At 73.0% G+C, this 20,471-nt stretch carries 17 protein-coding genes; 9 read left to right on the forward strand and 8 right to left on the reverse strand.

The genetic code is table 11. The features are described 5' to 3' along the window. The first annotated feature begins 13 nt into the window (after positions 1-13). Together FRCN3DRAFT_RS42545 and FRCN3DRAFT_RS0204000 are read left to right on the forward strand one after the other, a co-directional pair. On the forward strand, positions 14-250 hold the full coding sequence (locus FRCN3DRAFT_RS42545) for a DUF397 domain-containing protein (RefSeq protein ID WP_035924301.1): 237 nt from the start codon (positions 14-16) through the stop codon (positions 248-250). A gap of 62 nt (positions 251-312) precedes the next feature. Next, a complete protein-coding gene (locus FRCN3DRAFT_RS0204000; protein WP_083401165.1) occupies positions 313-1,095 on the forward strand; it encodes a hypothetical protein in 783 nt (260 codons plus the stop codon). A gap of 201 nt (positions 1,096-1,296) precedes the next feature. On the opposite strand, the gene FRCN3DRAFT_RS0204005 is transcribed toward FRCN3DRAFT_RS0204000, so the two are convergent. Next, complete coding sequence (locus FRCN3DRAFT_RS0204005) at positions 1,297-1,557, reverse strand: UBP-type zinc finger domain-containing protein (protein WP_027140231.1); 261 nt, start codon at positions 1,555-1,557, stop codon at positions 1,297-1,299. A gap of 167 nt (positions 1,558-1,724) precedes the next feature. On the opposite strand from FRCN3DRAFT_RS0204005, the gene FRCN3DRAFT_RS0204010 reads away from it, so the two are divergent. From FRCN3DRAFT_RS0204010 to FRCN3DRAFT_RS0204025, 3 genes are all read left to right on the forward strand, one after another. Next, complete coding sequence (locus FRCN3DRAFT_RS0204010) at positions 1,725-3,212, forward strand: cystathionine beta-synthase (RefSeq protein ID WP_007508617.1); 1,488 nt, start codon at positions 1,725-1,727, stop codon at positions 3,210-3,212. Between the two features lie 35 nt (positions 3,213-3,247). After that, a complete protein-coding gene (locus FRCN3DRAFT_RS55865; protein ID WP_051466598.1) occupies positions 3,248-4,600 on the forward strand; it encodes a PLP-dependent transferase in 1,353 nt (450 codons plus the stop codon). Positions 4,601-5,106: 506 nt separating this feature from the next. Continuing rightward, positions 5,107-6,189, forward strand: coding sequence for a hypothetical protein (locus tag FRCN3DRAFT_RS0204025; protein WP_007508614.1), 1,083 nt, complete (start codon positions 5,107-5,109; stop codon positions 6,187-6,189). Positions 6,190-6,275: 86 nt separating this feature from the next. Here FRCN3DRAFT_RS0204025 and FRCN3DRAFT_RS0204030 read toward each other — a convergent pair whose 3' ends face one another. From FRCN3DRAFT_RS0204030 to FRCN3DRAFT_RS55870, 4 genes are all read right to left on the reverse strand, one after another. Continuing rightward, positions 6,276-8,027 carry an acyl-CoA dehydrogenase family protein gene (locus FRCN3DRAFT_RS0204030; RefSeq protein ID WP_007508612.1) on the reverse strand — a complete coding sequence of 584 codons (1,752 nt, stop codon included), beginning with the start codon at positions 8,025-8,027 and terminating at the stop codon, positions 6,276-6,278. A 113-nt stretch (positions 8,028-8,140) separates the two neighbouring features. Next, on the reverse strand, positions 8,141-8,815 hold the full coding sequence (locus FRCN3DRAFT_RS0204035) for a histidine phosphatase family protein (RefSeq protein WP_007508610.1): 675 nt from the start codon (positions 8,813-8,815) through the stop codon (positions 8,141-8,143). A 115-nt stretch (positions 8,816-8,930) separates the two neighbouring features. After that, a complete protein-coding gene (locus FRCN3DRAFT_RS0204040) occupies positions 8,931-10,589 on the reverse strand; it encodes a long-chain fatty acid--CoA ligase (protein WP_007508608.1) in 1,659 nt (552 codons plus the stop codon). Positions 10,590-11,368: 779 nt separating this feature from the next. Then, complete coding sequence (locus FRCN3DRAFT_RS55870) at positions 11,369-11,554, reverse strand: hypothetical protein (RefSeq protein ID WP_232793913.1); 186 nt, start codon at positions 11,552-11,554, stop codon at positions 11,369-11,371. On the opposite strand from FRCN3DRAFT_RS55870, the gene FRCN3DRAFT_RS51015 reads away from it, so the two are divergent. Continuing rightward, positions 11,553-12,020: a response regulator gene (locus FRCN3DRAFT_RS51015; RefSeq protein ID WP_232793914.1), complete on the forward strand. Its 468-nt coding sequence runs from the start codon at positions 11,553-11,555 to the stop codon at positions 12,018-12,020. The genes FRCN3DRAFT_RS55870 and FRCN3DRAFT_RS51015 overlap by 2 nt on opposite strands. Positions 12,021-13,219: 1,199 nt before the next feature. On the opposite strand, the gene FRCN3DRAFT_RS0204055 is transcribed toward FRCN3DRAFT_RS51015, so the two are convergent. Beyond that, positions 13,220-14,107, reverse strand: a complete 888-nt coding sequence (locus FRCN3DRAFT_RS0204055) for a LysR family transcriptional regulator (RefSeq protein ID WP_232793915.1) — start codon at positions 14,105-14,107, stop codon at positions 13,220-13,222. Positions 14,108-14,360: 253 nt separating this feature from the next. Here FRCN3DRAFT_RS0204055 and FRCN3DRAFT_RS0204060 point away from each other — a divergent pair, with 253 nt between their 5' ends. Together FRCN3DRAFT_RS0204060 and fdxA are read left to right on the forward strand one after the other, a co-directional pair. Continuing rightward, complete coding sequence (locus FRCN3DRAFT_RS0204060; RefSeq protein ID WP_007508600.1) at positions 14,361-15,725, forward strand: amidohydrolase/deacetylase family metallohydrolase; 1,365 nt, start codon at positions 14,361-14,363, stop codon at positions 15,723-15,725. Between the two features lie 82 nt (positions 15,726-15,807). After that, positions 15,808-16,161, forward strand: a complete 354-nt coding sequence (gene fdxA / locus FRCN3DRAFT_RS0204065; protein ID WP_007508598.1) for a ferredoxin — start codon at positions 15,808-15,810, stop codon at positions 16,159-16,161. 75 nt (positions 16,162-16,236) lie between these two features. Here fdxA and FRCN3DRAFT_RS49145 read toward each other — a convergent pair whose 3' ends face one another. After that, on the reverse strand, positions 16,237-17,631 hold the full coding sequence (locus FRCN3DRAFT_RS49145) for a sensor histidine kinase (protein ID WP_051466125.1): 1,395 nt from the start codon (positions 17,629-17,631) through the stop codon (positions 16,237-16,239). A gap of 376 nt (positions 17,632-18,007) precedes the next feature. On the opposite strand from FRCN3DRAFT_RS49145, the gene FRCN3DRAFT_RS42560 reads away from it, so the two are divergent. Continuing rightward, positions 18,008-19,570 carry an adenylate/guanylate cyclase domain-containing protein gene (locus FRCN3DRAFT_RS42560; RefSeq protein ID WP_106410135.1) on the forward strand — a complete coding sequence of 521 codons (1,563 nt, stop codon included), beginning with the start codon at positions 18,008-18,010 and terminating at the stop codon, positions 19,568-19,570. 12 nt (positions 19,571-19,582) lie between these two features. Here the strand turns inward: FRCN3DRAFT_RS42560 and FRCN3DRAFT_RS0204080 are convergent, their stop codons facing one another. Then, positions 19,583-20,389, reverse strand: coding sequence for an SDR family oxidoreductase (locus tag FRCN3DRAFT_RS0204080; RefSeq protein WP_007508592.1), 807 nt, complete (start codon positions 20,387-20,389; stop codon positions 19,583-19,585). Positions 20,390-20,471: the final 82 nt, after the last annotated feature.

Here is a 20,471-nt window from a genome sequence, read left to right on the forward strand (position 1 = left end):
CCAGGAGACCGCCTTGACCATGATCTACAACGGCATGTCCGCTGCTGCGCTGAAGAGCGTCACCTGGCAGAAGAGCCAGCGCAGCAACTCCCAAGGGAACTGCGTCGAGATGGCGCGGCTCTCGGACGATGCCGTCGCGGTCCGCAACTCCCGGGATCCGCGAGGCCCGGCGCTCATCTACACACTCGCCGAGATCGAGGCCCTGATCCTGGGTGCCAAGGACGGCGACTTCGACAACCTCCTCTGCTGATGCTGGCCTCCGTTGCCATCGACGCCACGTCTGACAGCACTCCGCCCCCGTACGGAGACCGCATGGACACCATGACATCGGAGCAGACGCTGACTGGAGAGCGCATCTTCACGTCCAGCGACCTCCCCAGTCTGTCGCTACCGGATGCCGACGGCCTCGTCACCTGTCGGTGGTTCCAGGATTCGGTGCCGGGCCGACCGGCCTGGCACGCGCCAGCTCAGTCACTCCGGCCCGGATGGACGATCGAGGCCGCGGTTGACGACGACGAGAGCCAGGGGCAACGGGGTCCCGGTCAGGTCTCTTTCGTCGTGGTCGACCGTTCCTGGCTGGTCCGGGAGGGCATGGATCGGGTACGCACCCGCGCCGTCGATGCCGTGGTGTTGCACTCCAAGTGCGGCCCGCCCGGACGAACCGCCCTGGCCTTGGCCTTCAGCGCTCATCTGCGCACTCGCCAGCATCGAATGGGGCTTGGCGCCGACGTCGTCACCGCGGCCGTCCGCCCCGAGCTGGCCGGTGCCCCCGGGCTCTTCCGGGTCCCGCACTTCGTCACGATCTCCGACGGGACGGGCACGGTCGCCGACACCACCATCTGGCAGGTGATGAGCGGCCCGCGGTATGACGCGTGGCTCGGCGGCGCCCCCCGGCCCGACCACACCGCGATCGAGGCGGCGCTGCCCGGTCTGCTGCGGCTGCGGCACCTGTGGCGCACCGGTCGCCTCGACCGTTCCCGCGCCGACACCCTCGGCGCCGTGCTCGACGGCGGTGAGCTCACCGCCCAGAAGATCTTCCGCTACCCGCGCGTCATCCTCCCGGTCGCCACCCGGGCGCTGCGCGGGTCACTGTGACCGGTACGTCCTCTGTGAGACGTACGGCCTAGAGCGTCTCCCGCTCAGCAGGGCCGCTGGCCAGGCCGACGCCGCCAGCCATCCCCGCCAGAGTCCAGCCCCGGCACAACGGCGTGTCCGGGGCTCTGGCATGTCCAGGTGCTTCTCGGGTTCAGGTGCTTCTGGGTGTCCAGGGACATCGCGGTGCCTGGACAGGCGCAATCAGACGAAGGCGTCGTCGACGAAGCAGTAGACCCAGTCCTCGCCCGGCTCGAAGGACCGCACGATCGGGTGCCCGTCGTGCGCCGCGTGCGCGCGTGCGTGCCGGCGCGGCGACGAGTCACAACATCCGACATGCCCACAGGTCAGGCACAGTCGCAGATGCACCCACCTGGATCCCTCGCGCAGACAGTCCTCGCACCCATCCTGGGTGCTCGGCTCGACAGCCCGGATCATCTCGGCGTGCGGGTCCACCGTCGTCATACCTTCACCCAACGACGTTGAGAGCCCAAGGACAACCCCACCGGGCCGAGTCGCGCGTGCGCCGCGCCAGCCAACGTTCCGACCCTCACCAACAGCGGTACCGTCGGGACTGATGGTTACCGCACGGGGACGGCTGTGGTCGCGACCAGGCAGGCGGGGTGGCAGCGATGCGGATCAATGAGGCTTCCGGCGGCCTTCGGGTCGTCGACCAGGTCATCGACCTCGTCGGCGACACCCCGCTGGTCCGGCTGACGTCGATGGTCGAGGCGGCGGCGGACCTGCTGACCGGCGGCCGGGACGATGATCGACCCGCCCCTTACCGCGGCGCCCAGATCCTCGGCAAGCTCGAGTACACCAATCCGGGTGGCTCGGTGAAGGACCGGATCGCCGTCGCCATGGTCGACGCGGCGGAAGGCGACGGCCGGCTGCGCCCCGGGGGCACCATCGTCGAGCCGACCAGCGGCAACACCGGCGTGGGGCTCGCGATGGTCGCGGCGATCCGCGGCTACCACTGCGTGTTCACCATGCCCGACAAGATCAGCGAGGAGAAGCGGGCCGTCCTGCGCGCCTACGGCGCCGAGGTCGTCATCTGCCCCACCGCCGTCGACCCGGACGACCCGCGCTCCTATTACTCCGTGGCGCGGGAGATCACCCAGCGGACCCCCGGCGCGTGGAGCCCCGACCAGTACTCCAACCCCGACAACCCGGCCGCGCACCGGGCCACCACCGGTCCGGAGATCTGGCGGGGCACGGACGGCCGGGTGACGCACTTCGTCGCCGGCATCGGCACCGGCGGCACGATCAGCGGCGTCGGCCAGTACCTCAAGGAGGCGAGCGGCGGCCGCGTCCAGGTGATCGGCGCGGACCCGGAGGGCTCGGTGTACTCCGGGGGCAGCGGGCGGCCGTACCTGGTCGAGGGCGTGGGCGAGGACATCTGGCCGGCGACCTTCGACAAGACGGTCGTCGACCGGGTCGAGGCGGTCAGCGACCGGGACTCGTTCCTGATGACCCGCCTGCTCGCCCAGCGCGCCGGGCTGCTGGTCGGCGGCTCCTGCGGGCTGGCGGTCGTCGCCGCGCTGCGGCTCGCCCGCGAGCTCGGCCCCGACGACCTGGTCGTCGTCCTGCTGCCGGACTCGGGCCGCGGCTACCTCTCGAAGATCTTCAACGACGAGTGGATGTACGACTACGGCTTCCTCGAGCCACCGTCGGACGAGCCGGTCGTCGCCGCGGTCCTGGCCAGCAAGCAGGGCCGCGGCGCCGGGGGCGGCCGGGGAGGGAGCCAGACGGGTCCGCCGGAGCTGGTCCACGTCCACCCGGACGAGACCGTCGGCACGGCCATCTCCTACCTGCGCGAGTACAACGTGTCGCAGATGCCCGTCGTCCGGCACGAGCCGCCGCTGCGGGCGGCGGAGGTGGCCGGCGCGGTGCTCGAGCGTGAGCTGCTCGCGGCCGTGTTCGCCGATCGGGCCGCGGTCGACGCCCCGGTCTCGGCGCACATGTCGGCGCCGCTGCCGACGATCGGCGCGGGTGAGCCGCTGTCCACCCTGGTCGAGGCCCTCGGTGGCGATGACCCCGCGGTGCTCGTGCTCGACAGCGGCAAACCCGTCGGCATCCTCACCCGCGCCGACCTGCTGAGTTTCCTGGCGGCCCGGTGACCGCCGTCGGCCCCCGCCGTGCCTCCGGCGGCGCCGTGAATGGGAACGCGGAGGACGGCCGGCCGGAGGACGGCCAGGCGAACGGGAGCGGCGGGCGCGACTGGGGCGGTTTCGAGACGCTCGCGGTACACGCCGGCCAGGAGCCGGACTCCGCGACCGGGGCCGTGGTCGTCCCGATCCACCCGGCGTCGACGTTCGCGCAGGACGGGATCGGCGGGCTGCGGGCCGGTTTCGAGTACGCCCGCTCCGGCAACCCGACGCGGGCGGCGCTGGAGACGTCGCTCGCGGCGCTGGAGGGCGGCCGGGTAGGGCTCGCGTTCGCCTCGGGACTCGCCGCCGAGGACGCCCTGGTGCGCGCCGTCTGCCGCCCGGGCGACCACGTCCTCATTCCCCTCGACGCGTACGGAGGCACCTTCCGGCTGTTCCACCGCGTCTACGCGGAATGGGGCCTGGAGTACACCCCGGTCGACCTGTCGGACCTGGATGCCGTCAAGGCGGCGCTGCGTCTCGGCCCCGGCGACGGACCGGCGGGATCGGGCCTCACCGGCGAGGCCGGCGGTGTGGGTGGTGTGGGTGGTGCCGGCGCGGGGGGCGGGCCCGCCTGGGCCACCGGGTCCGGCGGAACCGGTCGCACGCGGCTCATCTGGTGCGAGACGCCGACCAATCCGCTGCTGTCGATCGCGGACGTCGCGGCGCTCGCCGAGCTCGCCCACGGCGCCGGCGCCCTGCTCGCCGTCGACAACACCTTCGCCTCGCCGTATCTACAGCGCCCGCTGGCGCTGGGCGCGGACGCCGTCGTCCACTCGACCACCAAATACCTCGGCGGTCACAGTGACGTCGTGGGCGGAGCGGTCGTGGTCGACGACCCCGAGCTCGGCGAGCGGGTTCGGTTTTTCCAGAACGCGACGGGCGCCGTGCCCGGCCCGTTCGACTCCTGGCTCGTATTGCGGGGCATCAAGACGTTGGCGGTCCGGATGGACCGGCACTGCGCGAACGCCGCCGCCGTCGTCGACCTGCTCGTCGGTCATCCTGGAGTCGCGGAGGTCCGCTACCCGGGCCTGCCAACGCATCCGGGGCACGAGGTCGCCGCCGGGCAGATGCGCGGTTTCGGCGGCATGGTGTCGTTCCGGGCCCGCGGCGGCGCCAGTGCCGCCGCGGAGATCTGCCGGCGTACCAGGCTGTTCACGCTCGCCGAGTCGTTGGGCGGCGTGGAGTCGCTGATCGAGCACCCGGGCCGGATGACGCACGCCTCGGTAGCGGGATCGCCGCTCGCGGTGCCCGACGACCTGGTCCGGCTGTCGGTGGGCATCGAGCTCGCGGACGACCTCGTCGCCGACCTCCGCCAGGCCCTCGACGCCGCCGCCACCGACGCCGCCGCCGGGGCCTGAAAGACGCTCCGCCGATCGCGGCGACGGGCGTTCCCGATTCCACATGCCCAGCCGGCATTTTCCGTCGCCGGCTACACTCCGCCACGATCAAGGGCGGGAGGCGGTCGGCGTCGCGCGCCGGGGCACCCGCCACCGACTCCCAGAATGTTTACTGAAGGTAAGCAAAAAGAGTTTGCTATCGCGTTCGCGCAGCCACGCTGCGTGCTTCGAGCGAGGCCAGGCCGAACCGGCCAGGTAGCCCTCACCGAGGTGCCTTCCGCTCAAAACCGCGCAAAAGATCACCATCCGTAGCCAGCAGCACACATACCCGCTGGTAATGGACATGCCGACGATGACGGAAACCGCCGACGCACTACTGTCCAGGCTGGGTGTCTTCACGGTGGCGCATGCCAGGCGGTGAGGGCCGTCGGTGACGCAGAGCCATGCAAACCGCGCGGGCCACGCGGCCAGCGCCACGAGGCGCCCACTGCTAACCGACCACGCAGCGCTATCGGGAGGGGTGGGGCGTGGGAACTGGAAACCCAACAGTCACCGGAGCCTGGCCGGCGGCACCGTCGCCGGATCCGCGCTCGGGCGGTGACGAGGGCGGGGGCGCAAGGCCGCCGTCCACCGGCACCACCCAGCAGAACAGCCCGGCCGGCGGGCAGGCGGGGATAGCCGGCGACGAGGCGCTGTCAACCGGCGAACGCGCCGGGAGACTGCTGCGCGAGTTGCTGACCGGCACCGCCGAGTACCGCCGCATGTGGGAGTCCCGGGTACGCCGGGCGAGCGCACAGGAGCCCAGCTTCGCCGCGGTCGCCCGGGTGATCGCCGAATACCTGTGGAATGCCGGCGTCGTTTCCGAGGAGGACCAGGAGCTCGACCGGGCGCTCAAGGACCGGGTAAGCCGAGCGCTCGGCGGCGGCCGCATCTCGGCGCAGACGATGGAGTGGTTCATCGAGGCGTTCGGGATGCGCCGGCACGAGGCCGGGCTGTGGGCGGCGTTCGCCGGCCTCACCGACCCGGGCGTCGACACGAGCTCCGGCACGCTGCGCGGCGGACCAGCGATGATCATGCCGCAGCGACATCGCACCGTCGCGGTGTTCGAGCGCTACCGGTTCGACGCGACCGGCTCGCTCGTCGAGCAGCACACCTTTCAGGTGATCTCCGCCCAGGAAGACGGTGTCGGGATCTATCCGTGGGTGCTGCGCACCGACGCGACCGCCGGCGAGGTTCTCATCGGCGGTACGCCCGGAGCCCGGCACGCGTACAGCTCCCGGCTGACCCTCGTCGAGGTCGAGCTCGACCGGACGCTCGGCCGGGGCGAGCGGCACGCGCTGGAGCTCCTCGCCCGCTACCCGGCGGGGCTGCCGACGCAGGAGGTACGCCGCGCCGCGCGGGCCAAGACGGAGAACGTCGACATCCTGATCCAGTTCGACCCCGACCACCCGCCGCGGGACCTCCGCTGGACGGTGTGGAGCACGCACGAGGGTGGCCTGATCGTCGACGAGGAGCCGGCGGCACTCTCCGCCGACGGCACGGTCCACCGGTTCCTGCCGGCCGTCCACCACGCGGTGGTCGGTTTCCGCTGGAGCTGGGACGAGCACTGAGACCGCGCTTCGCGCCAGCCTCAGGCTGGCGCGAAGCGTCAGGCCGCGGCCCAGCCGCGGAATCAGCCGCTCAGCCGCTCAACCGCTCAACCGCGGGTGGCAGGCGGGACCCGGGCGATGAGGGCCTCGACGTCGGTGCCTCGGGGCAGGGTGCCGAAAACGCGGCCACCGGCCTCGCCGAGCCGGGTGGCGCAGAAGGCGTCCGCGACGGCGGCCGGCGCGTGCCTGACCAACAGCGAGGCCTGCAGAACCAACGCGAGCCGCTCCACCAGCGAACGGGCGCCGAACTCAAGGTCGTCCGGACCGAGCCCTCTGAGCTCATCCAGATCGGCGCGCACGGCGGACCACGCGGCGTCGAGCCGTTTGTCTCCGTCGGCCGCGAGCTCCACCTCGGCGCGGTAGGCGGCGAACGCCTCCGGCTCCCGACCGAGCGCGCGCAGCACGTCGAGGGCGTTGACGTTGCCCGCGCCCTCCCAGATGCCGTTCAGCGGCGCCTCGCGGTAGAGCCGCGGCATGGGCGACTCCTCGGCATAGCCGTTACCGCCCAGGCATTCCAGCGCCTCAGCTACGAACGCCGGCTGGCGCTTGCAGATCCAGAACTTCGCCAGCGCCGTCGCCAGGCGCAGGAAGGCGCGCTCGCCCGCGTCGCCGCGCGTGCTCCGGTCGATCCCGCCGGCCAGGCGCAGCACCAGCGTGGTCGCCGCCTCCGACTCGAGCGCCAGGTCCGCCAGGACGTTGCGCATCAGCGGCTTGTCGATCAGCAGCCCGCCGAAGGCGGACCGGTGCCGGGTGTGGTGCAGCGCCTGGATGAGGGCGGCGCGCATGCCGCTGGCCGAACCGAGCGCCGAGTCGAACCGGGTCATCGCGACCATCTCGATGATGGTGCGGACGCCGCGCCCCTCGGGACCGACCAGCCAGCCGACGGTGTCGTCGAACTCCGGCTCGCTGCTGGCGTTGGAACGGTTGCCGAGCTTGTCCTTCAGCCGCTGGATCCGGAAGGTGTTGTGGCTGCCGTCCGGCAGCACCCGGGGGACGAGGAAGCAGGACAGCCCGCCGGGCGCCTGCGCGAGAACCAGGAACAGGTCGCTCATCGGCGCGCTCGTGAACCACTTGTGGCCGCGCAGCCGGTAGCCGCCGTCCGGGTGCGGCGTGGCGACCGTCGTGTTGGCGCGCACGTCCGAGCCGCCCTGCTTCTCCGTCATCCCCATGCCGGCGATCAGGCCCAGCTTGGTCAGCGGCGGGTTCAGGCCCGGGTCGTAGACGCGGCTGGTGAGCAGTTTCTCGTAGGCTCTCGATAAGTCGGGCGCTGCCCGCAGCGCGGGGATCACGGCGTAGGTCATCGAGACCGGGCACGTGTGTCCCTGCTCGACGGTGCTCCAGACGTGCAGCCCGGCGGCGCGGGCGACGTGCACGCCGGGGCGTGAGCTGCCCCAGGCCGAGCCCGCCAACCCCTCGCGCACGGCGACGTCCATCAGCGCGTGCCAGGACGGGTGGAAGTCGACCTCGTCGATCCGGTTGCCGTACCGGTCGTGGGTGCGCAGCTCCGGCGGGTAGCGGTTCGCCTCGTCGCCCCAGCGGGCGGCCTGCTCCGAGCCGGCCAGCCACCCGAGCCGGTGTAAGTCGTCGAGGTAGTAGCCGGCGCCTTCCCGCTCGACGCCCTCGACGAGCACCGGGTCGTCCGCGACGTCGTGGTCGCCGAGCGGCGGCGGCTGATTGCGCACCTCGTGGGTCGCCGCCGGCCGCGAATGAACCGGTTCCCGGCCGGCTGGCGGGCCGACCCGTCCGGCCGATCCGGGTGCCGTCGACCCTGGTGCCGTCGACTCTGATGCCACCGTCACGAGCCGCACCTCCCCACCTGCCCGCCGGCCGCCGGCCGGCATCGCCGCCGGCCACGGGCGCGGGCTCGCTGAGCCCGGCCACGCCGACTCAGCGAACAGGGTATGCCCGCTTGTCAGCGGTAGCTAAGAAACTCGCGGCCCGCTGCGTCAATGTGGCTGTGCTCGTTGAACGAAATGAGACTCGTCCCCGAGCGACCAGAGACGACTTTGGTGATGCTTCCGTTAATCATCACTCGGTTGAGCGAGATGATGCCGTCGACACGCAGGTCGAGCAGACGCGCACAGATCGCCGCGATCGGTCCGGCGGAGGAGAAGACCACCGCGGCGGCGCCCGAGTCGAGCCGGCGCAGCAGCCCGTCGAGCGCGTCGCCCACCGCGTCGCTGAACGCCACGTAGCTGCCCGGCCCGGCGTCCGCGCTCGCGATCCACTCCGACAGGGCCACGTCCAGCAGCCCCTGGTAGGCGCGGGACGACATGCCCCGCGACGGCGGCAGCTGGCCCGCGTTCACCGGCGCGCCGCCCACGTCCGCGTGCCGGTTGATGATCCAGTCCTGGTCGTACTCGTTCCACCGGCTGTCGGACTCGACGTCCGCGGACCAACCGGCGGCGGCGGCGGTCTCCCGCTGGCGGCGCAGAGCACCGCTCACGGCGAGGTCGACCCGCGCGCCGCGCGCCCGCAGCTCCGCGCCGACCAGCGCCGCCTGCCGGTAGCCGAGCTCGGAGAGCACGTCGTAGTCCGCGGACCCGAACGACGCCTGGCCGTGCCGCACCAGGTAGATGACGCCCAACGCCAGCCTCCCCCACCGCTCCGGCTGCCCAAGCTATCCAATCGGCATCCCCAGGCGCGATGGGTACGAAGCCAGCCCCGGGCCTCCCCGGCCAGTCGGGGAGGCCCGGCGTAGATCAGCTGGTCGCGATCGTCTCGACCAGCAGGTCGCCGACGGCGTACTGCTGGCGGAGGCGCTTCTTGTCGAACTTCCCGACCGACGTCTTCGGCACCTCGGGGATCACCGCCCACCGCTCCGGCAGCTGCCAGCGCGCGACCTTGTCGGACAGGAACTCCCGCAGCTCGGGGAAGGTCACTTCCGTGTCGGGGTGGAGCACGACGAGGGCGAGCGGGCGTTCACCCCAGCGCTCGTCCGGCACCCCGATGACACTCGCCTCGGCGATCGCGGGGTGCGCCATGAGCAGGTTCTCCAGCTCGACCGACGAGATCCACTCACCGCCGGACTTGATGACGTCCTTGGCCCGGTCGGTGAGCGTGAGATAGCCCTCGGAGCTGATGTGGCCCACGTCGCCGGTGCGCAGCCAGCCGTCGTGGAACTTGCCGGCGTCGTCGACGCCGTAGTAGGCGCCGGCGATCCACGGGCCCCGCAGCTCCAGCTCACCCGTGCTCCGGCCGTCCCACGGCAGCTCGGAGCCGTCCGCGCCGACCAGTCGAGCCGCCACGTTCGCGGCGAACCGGCCCTGAGTGAGCCGGTAGGGCAGGGCCTGCTCGGGGCTCAGGCCCGCCGGCGGACGGGCCACGGTGACCAGGGGCGACGTCTCCGTCATGCCGTAGGCGTGGAGCATCGTGATCCCGAGCCGGTCGAAGTCCTCCATCAGCGAGGGTGGGCAGGCCGCGCCGCCGACGAGAGCCTCCTTGAGCGAGGAGATGTCCGCGGCGCCCGGGTTGGCCGTGACGTAGGCGTGCAGGCCCTGCCAGATCGTCGGCACGCCGGCCGCCTTGTTCAGCCGGGTTGCTTCGATCATCTTCGCCAGTGGCTCCGCCTGCAGGAATGGGCCGGGCAGCACCATCTCGGCGCCGGTGAGGAAGGCGATGTACGGCAGGCCCCAGGCGAGCACGTGGAACTGCGGCACGATCGAGAGCACCCGGTCGGCCGCCGACAGGTTGATCATCGACGGCAGGGCGGACGCCGACGAGTGCAGGACGATCGACCGGTGGCTGTAGACGACGCCCTTCGGGTCGCCGGTGGTGCCGGACGTGTAGCACATCGCGGCGGCCGACCGCTCGTCCACGTCCGGCCAGCCGAACTCGGCCGGGCGCCCGGCGATGAGCCCCGCGTAGTCGTGGACGCCGATGGGCCGACCGGCCGCGACGGCGAGGGCGTCGAGATCGGTGCCGGCGTCGGCCGGGCTGTTGACGACGACGTGCTCGACGGTCTTCATCGCCGGCAGCAGCGCGCGGGCCAGCGGCAGCAGGGTGTGGTCGACGAGCAGGACCTTGTCCTCGGCGTGGTTCGCGATGAAGGCGATCTGCTCGCCGGGCAGCCGCAGGTTCAGCGGGTGCAGCACCGCGCCCATCGAGGGCACCGCGAAGTAGGTCTCGACGTGCTGCTGGTTGTTCCACATCAGCGTCGCGACCCGGTCGCCCTGGGCGACGCCGAGCTCGACCAGCGCGTGCGCGAGCCGGGCCGCGTTCGCGCCGGCCTCGGCGAAGGTCGCCTCGACCAGGCCGCCTCCGGGCTGCGCCGTGAACATCCTCTGGTCGGCGAAGACGGTGGTGGCGTGATCGAGAAGCCGCCGGATCTGCAGCGGCACGTCCTGCATCGTGCTGATCATCGGGGTGCTGCCTCCGTCCTTTCGAGCGCGGACCGTTCCGGGCGCGAGCGGTCCGAGGTAGAACGTTGACTCAACAACCATCTCGCGCGCCGCGGGCCGGCAAACCGCTCCGTCGCGCCACGAAATCCACCACGGGCGGGATGTCGACGTCCGAGACCGAGCGACCTGGACGGCTGGAGCGGCCGACCGGGAACGCACCGGAAGGCCGGCGGGGACCCGGGCGGCACGGCGGCCACCCGGCACGTTCGAGCCAGACAGGATGTGAGACAGGTCACCGGCAGTCTGCCGTATTGCGTCCGCTTGAGCTAGATCCGCCATCAGGGCGGTAGGACCGAACGTCCCTATTGACGAATCCGGCCGGGCGTCGGCGAGCGCGCCGCCGCGGCTCGCGAGCGGGATGTCGAGGCTGGCACGGCTGCCGTATGGTGTAGCCGATCCATTACCGTTACGACTTCACCGCCCCGTCTCCGTCACGCCGATCCCACATGGGCACACACGTGGGGTTGTCAGCCAGAGCTCTTGGCGCAACGGTGTCCTCGGGCGTCGCGCGCGTACGGGACACGCGAGGACGACCGGCGGGCGTTCGGTGGACCGTTCGGTGGACATCGGGGTGTGCCGAGGCGAGCGAGGTGAGCTGGTGCGAGCCGTAGGAACTCAGCCACTGGGTCAGCAGGAGCTGTGGCGCCCCAGCGCGAGCCGCCCCGCCGCGAGCCGTGCCGGCCGGAGCCGCGCGGCCAGGAGCGCCGCTGGCCCCACCCGCGCGGACGCCGCGCCCCGGCTCACCGGGCGGGCTCGATGATCTCGCCGACCAGGCCGGGCTGGCCGGCGATGGCGACGAGCGGCCCCACGGCGGCCATCGGGCGCCCCGTGGCCAGGGCAGCCGTCGCCGCACCCGAAGCGGCCCCCAGCGGTACCCGCTCCGGCGACACCCAGCCGCGGGCGCTCGTCGTCGACGACAACGACATGATCAGGACGCTGGTCAGCCGACTGCTGCGCCACGAGGGGCACTCGGTGGATGTGGCCGCCTCGGTCGAGGACGCGCTGGCCCTGCCGACGACCGACTACCAGACGCTCATCATCGACGTGCGGCTCGGCTCCGGGAGCGGAACCGACCTGATCGAGCGGCTGCGCGCGCAGGACCCGTCCACGCCCGCCCGCTGCCTGCTGCTGACCGGCGGGATCGACGACGACCTGCCGCGGGATGTCGCGGTGCTGCGCAAGCCGTTCAGCGCCGACGACCTGATCACCGCCGTGCACGGCCTGCGAGGCGCGTGCCGACCAGCGGCGCAACTGGCCGCCGGCCCACCCGAGCCACCGGCGCAGACCGGCCCGATGGCGACGGTCGTCGCTACTACCACCATGATCCCTTCCGTGCCGCCCGGCCCGGTACCCACGCCCCGGCCAGTCGACAGTCCCCGAGGGGCGTCGTGACCGGCCAGAACCTCGATCTGACCGTCCGAGCCGCGCCCGCCCGCGCGGCGCGCGACCCCCGCCAGCCCGCGCCAGCCGGCCGGGAGGCGCCACCCGCCGGGCCCGTTGCGATCATGGAAAGGGCGACGGCCGGCCGTTACGGTTTGCCGGTGGTGGATGGCGGATCAGGCGGCGCATGGCCCAGCAGGCAGGCGGCCGGCGTCATCGCCGTGTCCGCCTCCGCTCCCCCCCGCTCGACGCCCGACACCAGGCCGCCCGACACCAGGCCGGTGGCCACCGCCGAGGTGCGGGCCACCATCCCGGCCCGGCCAGAGGCGTCCCCCACGGCGCCGGCCCCAGTGGACGACCCGGTGGACCCGGTGAGTGAGAGTGCCCGCCTGCTGCTGCGGCTGATGGTCGCCAACCAGGAACGCGAGCAGCGCCACCTGGGCGACGTCTTCCACGACGGGCCGATCCAGGACTTCACGGCGGTGCTGCTGGCCTGCTCCGCCGTGCGCCGCACCCTCACCGGGCCGGAGGCCGAGCGGCTGGCCGACGTGGAGGCTCAGCTGCGCGGGGCCATCACCACGCTGCGCCTGCCGCCGCCGGCGTTCCGGGCCAGCAACGACGCTCGAATGATCCTGGAGTCGGCGCTGGCGAGCCGGGTGCACGGGCCGCTCACGCGGACGCTGGAGACGGTGATCGAGGTCGGCGACCCGGCGCCGACGCGCGCCGAGATCGCCGAGCTGCTGGGCGCCCTCCAGATCCTGCTGCTCGAGAGCGACCCGCTGCGGCCGGCCGCGAACGCCGCCGTGACCATCCGGTCGGGCAACGAGGGCCTGGCGCTGACGCTGCACGTGATGCCCGACCCCATGTCGGCCGCGGCGAGTCCCGACGCCGCCAGGGACGCGGGCGCCAGGACCGACCGGTTGAGCCGGGTCGCCGCGCTGACCGGCGCCCAGATCAGCGAGGAGGCACCGGGCGGTTCCTGGCGGGCGTCGCTGGCGTGGCCCCGGCCGGCCCCCGCCCCCCGGTGGCCCATACCCGCATCGAGCAGCGCCCTGGCCTCGCCGCCTACCAGCCGCGCCCGGCCGACAACCACGACGGCGTCGGCTGACGGTCGCCGTGCCGCCGGCGCCGTCCGCGCCGGGACCAGCCCCATCGGGGCCAGCCGCGTCGAGGTGCGGTGGCCGGTGCCCACGATCCGGTACGCCCATCCGCTAGCCCGGAGGGGCGGGAGACGGGCGGGTGAGCCCGGGGACCGGAAGCTTGGCGAGCAGGTCGAGGAACGCGGCCGCCCGCGGCGGGAAGGCCGCTCTGGCGTAGCCGACGACCGCGACGACCGGAGCGTCGGCCAGCTCGACCCGGCGCGGCGCGAGGTCCGCGCTCACGGCCACGTTCGGGACCAGCGCGACCCCGACCCCGGCCGCCGCGAGCCGCGCGGCCGCGTCCACGGTGCGTGACTCGACCGCCGCCCGCGGGGTGAACCCGGCCGCGCCGCAGGCCTCCAGCACCAGGGTCCGCAGGCCGTGCCCCGACGCGTACATCACCCAGTCGGCGGCGGCGAACGCGCTCAGCGGGACGCCGGTCTGGCCGGCACGCGGGTCGCCAGGTGGGACGACGAGCACGTAGCGCTCGTCGCCGAGCCAGCGCACCGGCCCGGCCCAGTCGGGGGGCCGCGCCCCGACCGCGAGGTCGGCGCGCCCCTCGGCCATGAACTCCTCCAGGCCGAGCCGGTCGGGGTGCTCGGTGATCCGCAGCGGAACGTCGGTGAACCGCTCCCGGAAGGCCACGACCGCCGACGGCAGCACCCACGTCGCCAGCGACGTCAGCGTGGCCACGTGCAGGATGCCGCCGTCGAGCCCGGCGGCCGCGCGGGCCCGGGTCACCGCGGTGCCCGCGTCCGCGATCAGGCCGCGGGCGGCGTCCAGGAACGCCCGGCCGGCCGGCGTGAGCCGCACCCCGCGGCTGGAGCGCTCCAGCAGGGCCGTGCCGACCTGACGCTCCAGCGCGCGGATCTGCTGGGACAGCGAGGGCTGCGAGACGAGCAGCCGGGCCGCGGCCGCGGTGAACGACCGTTCCTCGGCGACCGCCACGAAGTACCCCACCTGTCGCAGGTCCAGCCATGGCCGCGTCTGCGCGCCGGCCGGACGCGCGCTTTCGCCGCCTTGCCTGGCCACCGCACCGCCCTTCCCGACGAGTGTTCGTCGGCCCTGCCTGGACTATAGGAAAGGGCTATGGCTCCGCGCGGGTTTGCGTCTTGGACCTCGGTTCGCGAGGACGCGAACATGTGTTCTGGGCACCGTCGCCCGGTCCTCGGCCATGCCGCCGGTCCTCGGCGGGAAGCTCGATCGGAGAGACATGCGCGACCCGAACTCTGGTGACGCCGCGAGCGTCACGGTTCTCGCCGGTGGACGGGTGATCGACCCGGCGAACGGCATCGACATGATCGCGGACGTGGTCTGCGCGCATGGCCGGATCGTGGCCGTCGGCCCCGCCGCCGGCGCCGCGCACACGACGCCACCGGCGGAGGCTCCGGCGGGCGGTGCCTCGGCCGAGGTCATCGACTGCGCGGGGCTCGTCGTCACACCCGGCCTCATCGACCTGCACGTGCACGTCTACCCCGGCCTCGGCGACTTCTGCGTGCATCCGGACCGGGCCGGCGTCGAGGTCGGCGTCCCGGTCGTGGTCGACGGCGGCACCTCGGGGGTGCGCACGCTCGGCATCTCACGCGCGTTCGCGCAGGGTCCGGGGGTCCGTACCCGCGTGCTCGCGTTCATGGACCCGTGCCTGCTCTACCTGGCGACGAAGGACTTCATCGCCCACCGCCTGGAGATCGCCAACGACCCGCGCAACCTCGACCTGGACGCCGCCGCGGCGACCATCGAGGAGCACAGGGACTATGTCGTCGGCTTCAAGGTCCGGGCGACGACCACCGAGGACGCCCGGGTCTCGCCGTTCCTGGAGGGCGCCAAGTCCATCGCCGGCGACCTGCCGATCATGATCCACCTGGGCAAGTACCCGTACACCAAGAGCCTGACGAACCTGGACGCGCTGGCGGCGCTGCGCCCCGGCGACATCGTCACGCACGCGTTCCGCGGCCACTCCGGCGCGCTCGTGAACGACGGGACGGCCGTCCACCCGGTATTCGCCGACGCCGTGGCGCGCGGGGTGCGGCTCGACGTGGGCCACTCCGGCTCGGACTTCCGGTTCGCCGCCGCGCGGGCGCTGCTCGACCTGGGCTACCCGCCGCACACGGTCAGCACCGACCTCAACCTGTTCAACGAGGACGGGCCGGTCTACTCGCTGCCCGAGACGATGTCGAAGATCTGGTCGCTGGGCGCCTCGCTGGCGGACGTCATCGCGATGGCGACGGTGAATCCCGCCGCCTCGATCCGCCGCTCCGCGGAGCTGGGCACCCTGGACGTCGGCCGCCCGGCCGAGGTGAGCGTGCTGCGGGTCGAGGAAGGGCCGGCCGCCTTCTCCGACGGCTTCGAGACGATCGCGGGCGAGCGCCGGCTGGCCCCCGTCGGCTGCGTACGCGGCGGGACCTGGATCGAGGCCACCGGGCCGCTGCACGCCGAGCGAGGGGCCACGGGCAAGGGCGCGGGCGGGCGGGCGGGCGACCAGGGCACGGCGGCGAACGTGCTGCCGCGCCGGCAGGCCGGGGTCGCCGCCGCGAGCGCTGCCGCCGAGTCTCTGACCTACCAGAAGACCTCCCGGTAATGATCCCGGGGACAACGGCCTCCAGGTGCGCGAAAGAAGATCATTTTCGCACACCCTTTGGCGCTCTAGGCGGCGGGTAGCGATGGCCTACGTGATCGGCGAGGCGTGCGTCGACGTCATGGACCGTTCCTGCGTCGACGACTGCCCGATCGACTGCATCTATACCGGTGAGCGCAAGCTCTACATCCACCCCGAGGAATGCATCGACTGCGGCGCGTGCGCGCGCAGCTGCCCGGTGGACGCGATCACCTGGGACCGCGACCTCGATCCGGCCAGTCCCGACAGCACCCACGCCACCGACGCGACGGCGTTCTTCTACCAGCCGCTGCCTGGCCGGCCGGCCCCGCTGCGTGAACCCGGCGGCGCCGCGGACCTCGGGCCGGTGGGTGTCGACACCGCACTGGTCTCGGCCATCCCTCGGCAGGAAGCCCAATAGGCGAGTTCCACGACGTCCCGGATCCCGAGGCACCGAGGCACCGAGGCACCGAGGCACCGAGGCACCGAGGCACGGTTACGGACGGGCGCCGGCGCCTCGGGAGACCGTCGAGGGGGCGGGTGACTGGACGCGGGAACGGCGGGCGCCGGCGGACCGGGACGGCGCGCCGTCGAGCCGTCGATGACAGATCCACAGCGCGTCCGGGGCCGCCGAGTCCCCGGGCGGGGACGCCAGTGGGGTCGCGGACCAGGCCGTTTCCTCCAGGCGGGCCGGCTCGCCGGCCGTCGCCCTGGTCACCGCGGGTCCGCGCGGCCCGGGCGGATCGCAGGCGGGTAGTAGCAGGCTGACGGTGGTGCCGAGGCCGACCGCCGAGGAGATCTGAGCCTCGCCACCGGCCTGGGTGACGACGTCGTGGACCACCGCGAGGCCGAGACCGGTACCGGAGTCCTCTGGCTTGGTCGTGAAGAACGGCTCGAACGCGCGCGCCCGCGTCGCCGGCGTCATCCCGGTGCCCGTGTCGGTCACCCACAGGCTCACGAAACGCCGCCCTGGCAGGTCCGCGCCCACTTCCTGGTCGCCGGCCGGCTCGGCGCCTCCCGCCGGCGCCCAGGAGGCCACGGAGGCGGCAGAGGCCTGGGAGGACGGGGAGGACGGCGCCGCTTCCGGTGGGCCGCCGAGCACGACGTTGCCGGCCGTCACCGTCAGCGTGCCACCCTGCGGCATCGCGTCGCGGGCGTTCATCGCCAGATTGATGATCGCCTGCTCCAGCCTCGCCCGGTCGGCGGACACGAGCCACAGGTCGTCGTCGAGCTCGACCCGGACGTCGATCCGCTCGCCGAGCGGGCGGCGCAGCATGCCGACCGTCTCGCGGACGACCGCGCACAGATCGACGGCGCCGAGCTCGGCCGGCTTGCGGCGGACGACGGCCAGCAGCTGGGCCGTGAGCTCGGCCGCCCGCTCGCCCGCGTGCTGGATCTGCGCCACGTCGTGGCGCAGGGCCTCCCAGTCGACCGGGCCGCCGGCGTCCCGAGCGGTCCGGTCGGCCTCGGCGGCCGCGTCCAGCGCGTCACCGACGAACACGGCATAGTTCCTGATCACCGACAGCAGGTTGTTGACGTCGTGCGCCACGGCCCCGGTGACCCGACCAAGATCCTCCAGCCGAGCCGGGTCACCCGGCTCGGCGGCGTCCCGGCGGAGACCAACGGCAGCGAGCCCGTCGGAGACGATCGCATCTACAGGCTGGCCGATGAGGTCATCGTGGGCGTAACCGAGCAGCGCGGCGGCGCGGGCGTTCACCGCGGCAATCTTGCCATCCGCGCGCACCGCGACGGCTGGGTCGGGAACCGTCTCCAGCCAGCCACGGGCGGCGTAGTCGGTCTCGCTGTTCAGCGCCACCACCCCGATGTGGTCCTGGTGTACGCGGTCCGCCCCGGTTGCTGACCCCTCGGCCAGGTCCAAGCGGTCCGTCACATCCATCAAGGAAACTCGCCACCCCAAACTCTCTGCCGGAGCGTAGCGCGCCTGCTACGCCAGAGCGCGGGCTCGCGGACGATCTTCCCTCAGGACCGCACTCCAGTGCCGATCGAAGTGCCGATCGGCCAGTAACAACAAGAACGGGCAAATTACCCCATTGGTGCCAAGGTTCGCCGGAACACGCGGGGCGGCTACCGGTCGCCGCCCTCGCCCGATTTGCCCGTTCGCGTTGGGACAGTGCGGTTACCGGGCGACGGGACGCCGCGAACCGATGTCCACGAGTCATCCCCAAAAGGAATGTGGTGCTGGCACCACCGTGCCGGTGGTCCCACCGCCCTGTGCATCGGGTCACCAACAGGGCTGAATTAGCACCATGGAGCAGATCGGGGTGCTGCTTGCGGACGACAACTTGATCGTCCGAGCCGGGGTGCGGGCGTTGCTCGCCCGGGTGCCTGGGTTGACCGTGGTCGGCGTCGCCGCCGACCGAGACGAGCTTGTCCAACTTGCCCGCACTCGCCGACCGCGGGTCGTGGTCACGGACATCCGGATGCCGCCGACCTTTTCCGATGAAGGGGTCGATGCCGCCCGCGAGATCCGTCACTACGCGCCTGGAACTGGCGTGGTGCTGCTCTCCCAGTACGACGAGCCGGAGTATGCGATCGGTCTGCTGGCCGGCGCCGACGCAGGTGGCTGTGCCTACCTGCTCAAGGAGCGCCTAGCCGATCCGGAGATCCTGGTGCGGGCCATCCGGGAGGTGGCAGCCGGTTCGTCGATGCTCGACCCGGAGATCGTCGCCGCCGTACTCAGCCCGGTTCGCGACGCGGCCGACCTCAGCGATGACCAGGCACAACTCCTGCGCGACGTCGCCGAGGGCCGGTCGATCCGGGTGATCGCCGAACGCCGCGGCGACACACCGGAAGCGGTGAACAGCGCTATCGATGCGACGCTGCTCCGACTGGCTCAGGGCGCCAGCAACGGTCGGTCCGGCGCGCTGCGGCAGCTCCGGCTGCTGCATGCCGCGATCGTGCGCCGCGAGGAGCAGGGCGAGGCGCTGTCCCGGCTGCTGCCCGGTGGCCTCGCCGAGAAGCTGCGGTCCGACGCCGGCGCCGGCCAGCGCACCGAGCGCCTCGTGGTCACCGTGCTGATGTCGGACATCCGCGGCTACACCTCGATCGCCGAGCGGGCAGACCCGATGGTGCTGGCGGGCCTCCTCGACGCGCACCGTCGCGAGATGAACGCGGCGATCCTCGATGAGGGCGGAACCGTCCTGCAGTACGCGGGCGACGCCGTCATCGCCGTCTTCGGCGCTCCCTACCCCCAGGACGACCACCAGACCAGGGCCGCGCGGGCGGCGGTCGCGATGCATGCGCGGCAGCGCACCCTCAACGTTCGCTGGGAGCTGGAGGGGCTCGCGCCCTTCGGCCTCGGCATCGGCGTGAGCACCGGTGAGGTCGCGGCGGCGCTGCTCGGCTCGGACGCGCGCCGCGAGTACACCCTGGTCGGCGACACCATGAACCTCGCGGCCCGGCTCCAGGCGTTCGCCCACGCCGGCCAGACCGTCCTGTCCGAACCGACCGCCAGTGCGCTGCGCGGTGAATACGGCGCCCGCCTCGTGCCGCTGCCCCCGATGACCGTGAAGGGCAGGGCCGGCTCCGTCGCGGCCTACCTGATGGAGGCCCAGACCCGCATCCCCAGCCAGGCCACGCGTCAGCCGTCGGTACCGGAGCCCATGCCGGCCCAGCCTCAAGCCCGCCGGCCGGCTCCGGCCCTGTCCGCGCCCACGGTGCTCACCCCGGCCGCGGCGCTCGCCCGGCCGGCGGCGCCGGCACTGGCCGGGGCCACCGCGCCTGGCACTCCCGGGGCCCATCCGTTCCCGCCGCCGCGCCCACGCCCCCACGCCGCCGCGCCCATCCGCCCGACCATCTGCCCGGCCTGAGGTTCCGAGGGGTCAGCGACCTCCGGTGACGTCCAGGAAGGTGCCGACGACGTAGGAAGAGGTCTCGGGAAGGCAGAGCCAGAGGATGGCGGCAGCGACCTCGGCGGCGGTGCCGGCCCGGCCGACAGGGGCCGTGGAGCCGACCTTGGCCGCCCGGTCCGGTTGGCCACCGCTGGCGTGGATCTCGGTGTCGATGACGCCGGGGCGGACCGAGTTGACCCGGACCCCCTCGGCCGCGACCTCCTTGGCGAGGCCGATGGTCATCGTGTCGATGGCGCCCTTGGAAGCCGCGTAGTCGACGTACTCGCCGGCGCTGCCGAGCCGGGCGGCGGCCGACGACACGTTCACGATCGCGCCGCCGCTCCCGCCGTGACGGGTGGACATCCGACGGACGGCAGCGCCTGCGCACAGGAAGGCACCCACCACGTTGACCGCCATCATCCGTTCCAGCCGCTCGGGCGCCAGCTCGTCGACGCGGGCCCGGCGGCCGACGATCCCGGCGTTGTTGACCAGGACCGTCACCGGCCCGAGGCGGTCGGCGGCGGCGAACAGCGCGGTCACGTCCTCGGCCGAGGCCACGTCCGCGCGCACCGCGACGGCGCGCGCTCCGGCCTGCTCGCAGGTGGCCAGCACCCCGGCCGCCGCCGCCTCGTCCGCCCGATAGCTCAGGCACACGTCCCACCCGTGCCTGGCCAGCTCGACCGCGGTCACCGCGCCGATTCCCCTGCTGCCCCCGGTCACCACCGCCACCCCACGACGGTCCGGCTCCAGCCCGGTTCCGGCCTCCACGCCCGCCTCCGCTCGCTCACGCGTCGCCATCCCGGCGCGGCTCCAGCTCCAGCTCGGAGCAGCCTCTCACCTCCGGCGCCCGGCTCCGAGTTCGCCGGAGCCCGGCAGCGGC

It is taken from the genome of Pseudofrankia saprophytica, from assembly GCF_000235425.2.
Lineage (GTDB): Bacteria > Actinomycetota > Actinomycetes > Frankiales > Frankiaceae > Pseudofrankia > Pseudofrankia saprophytica.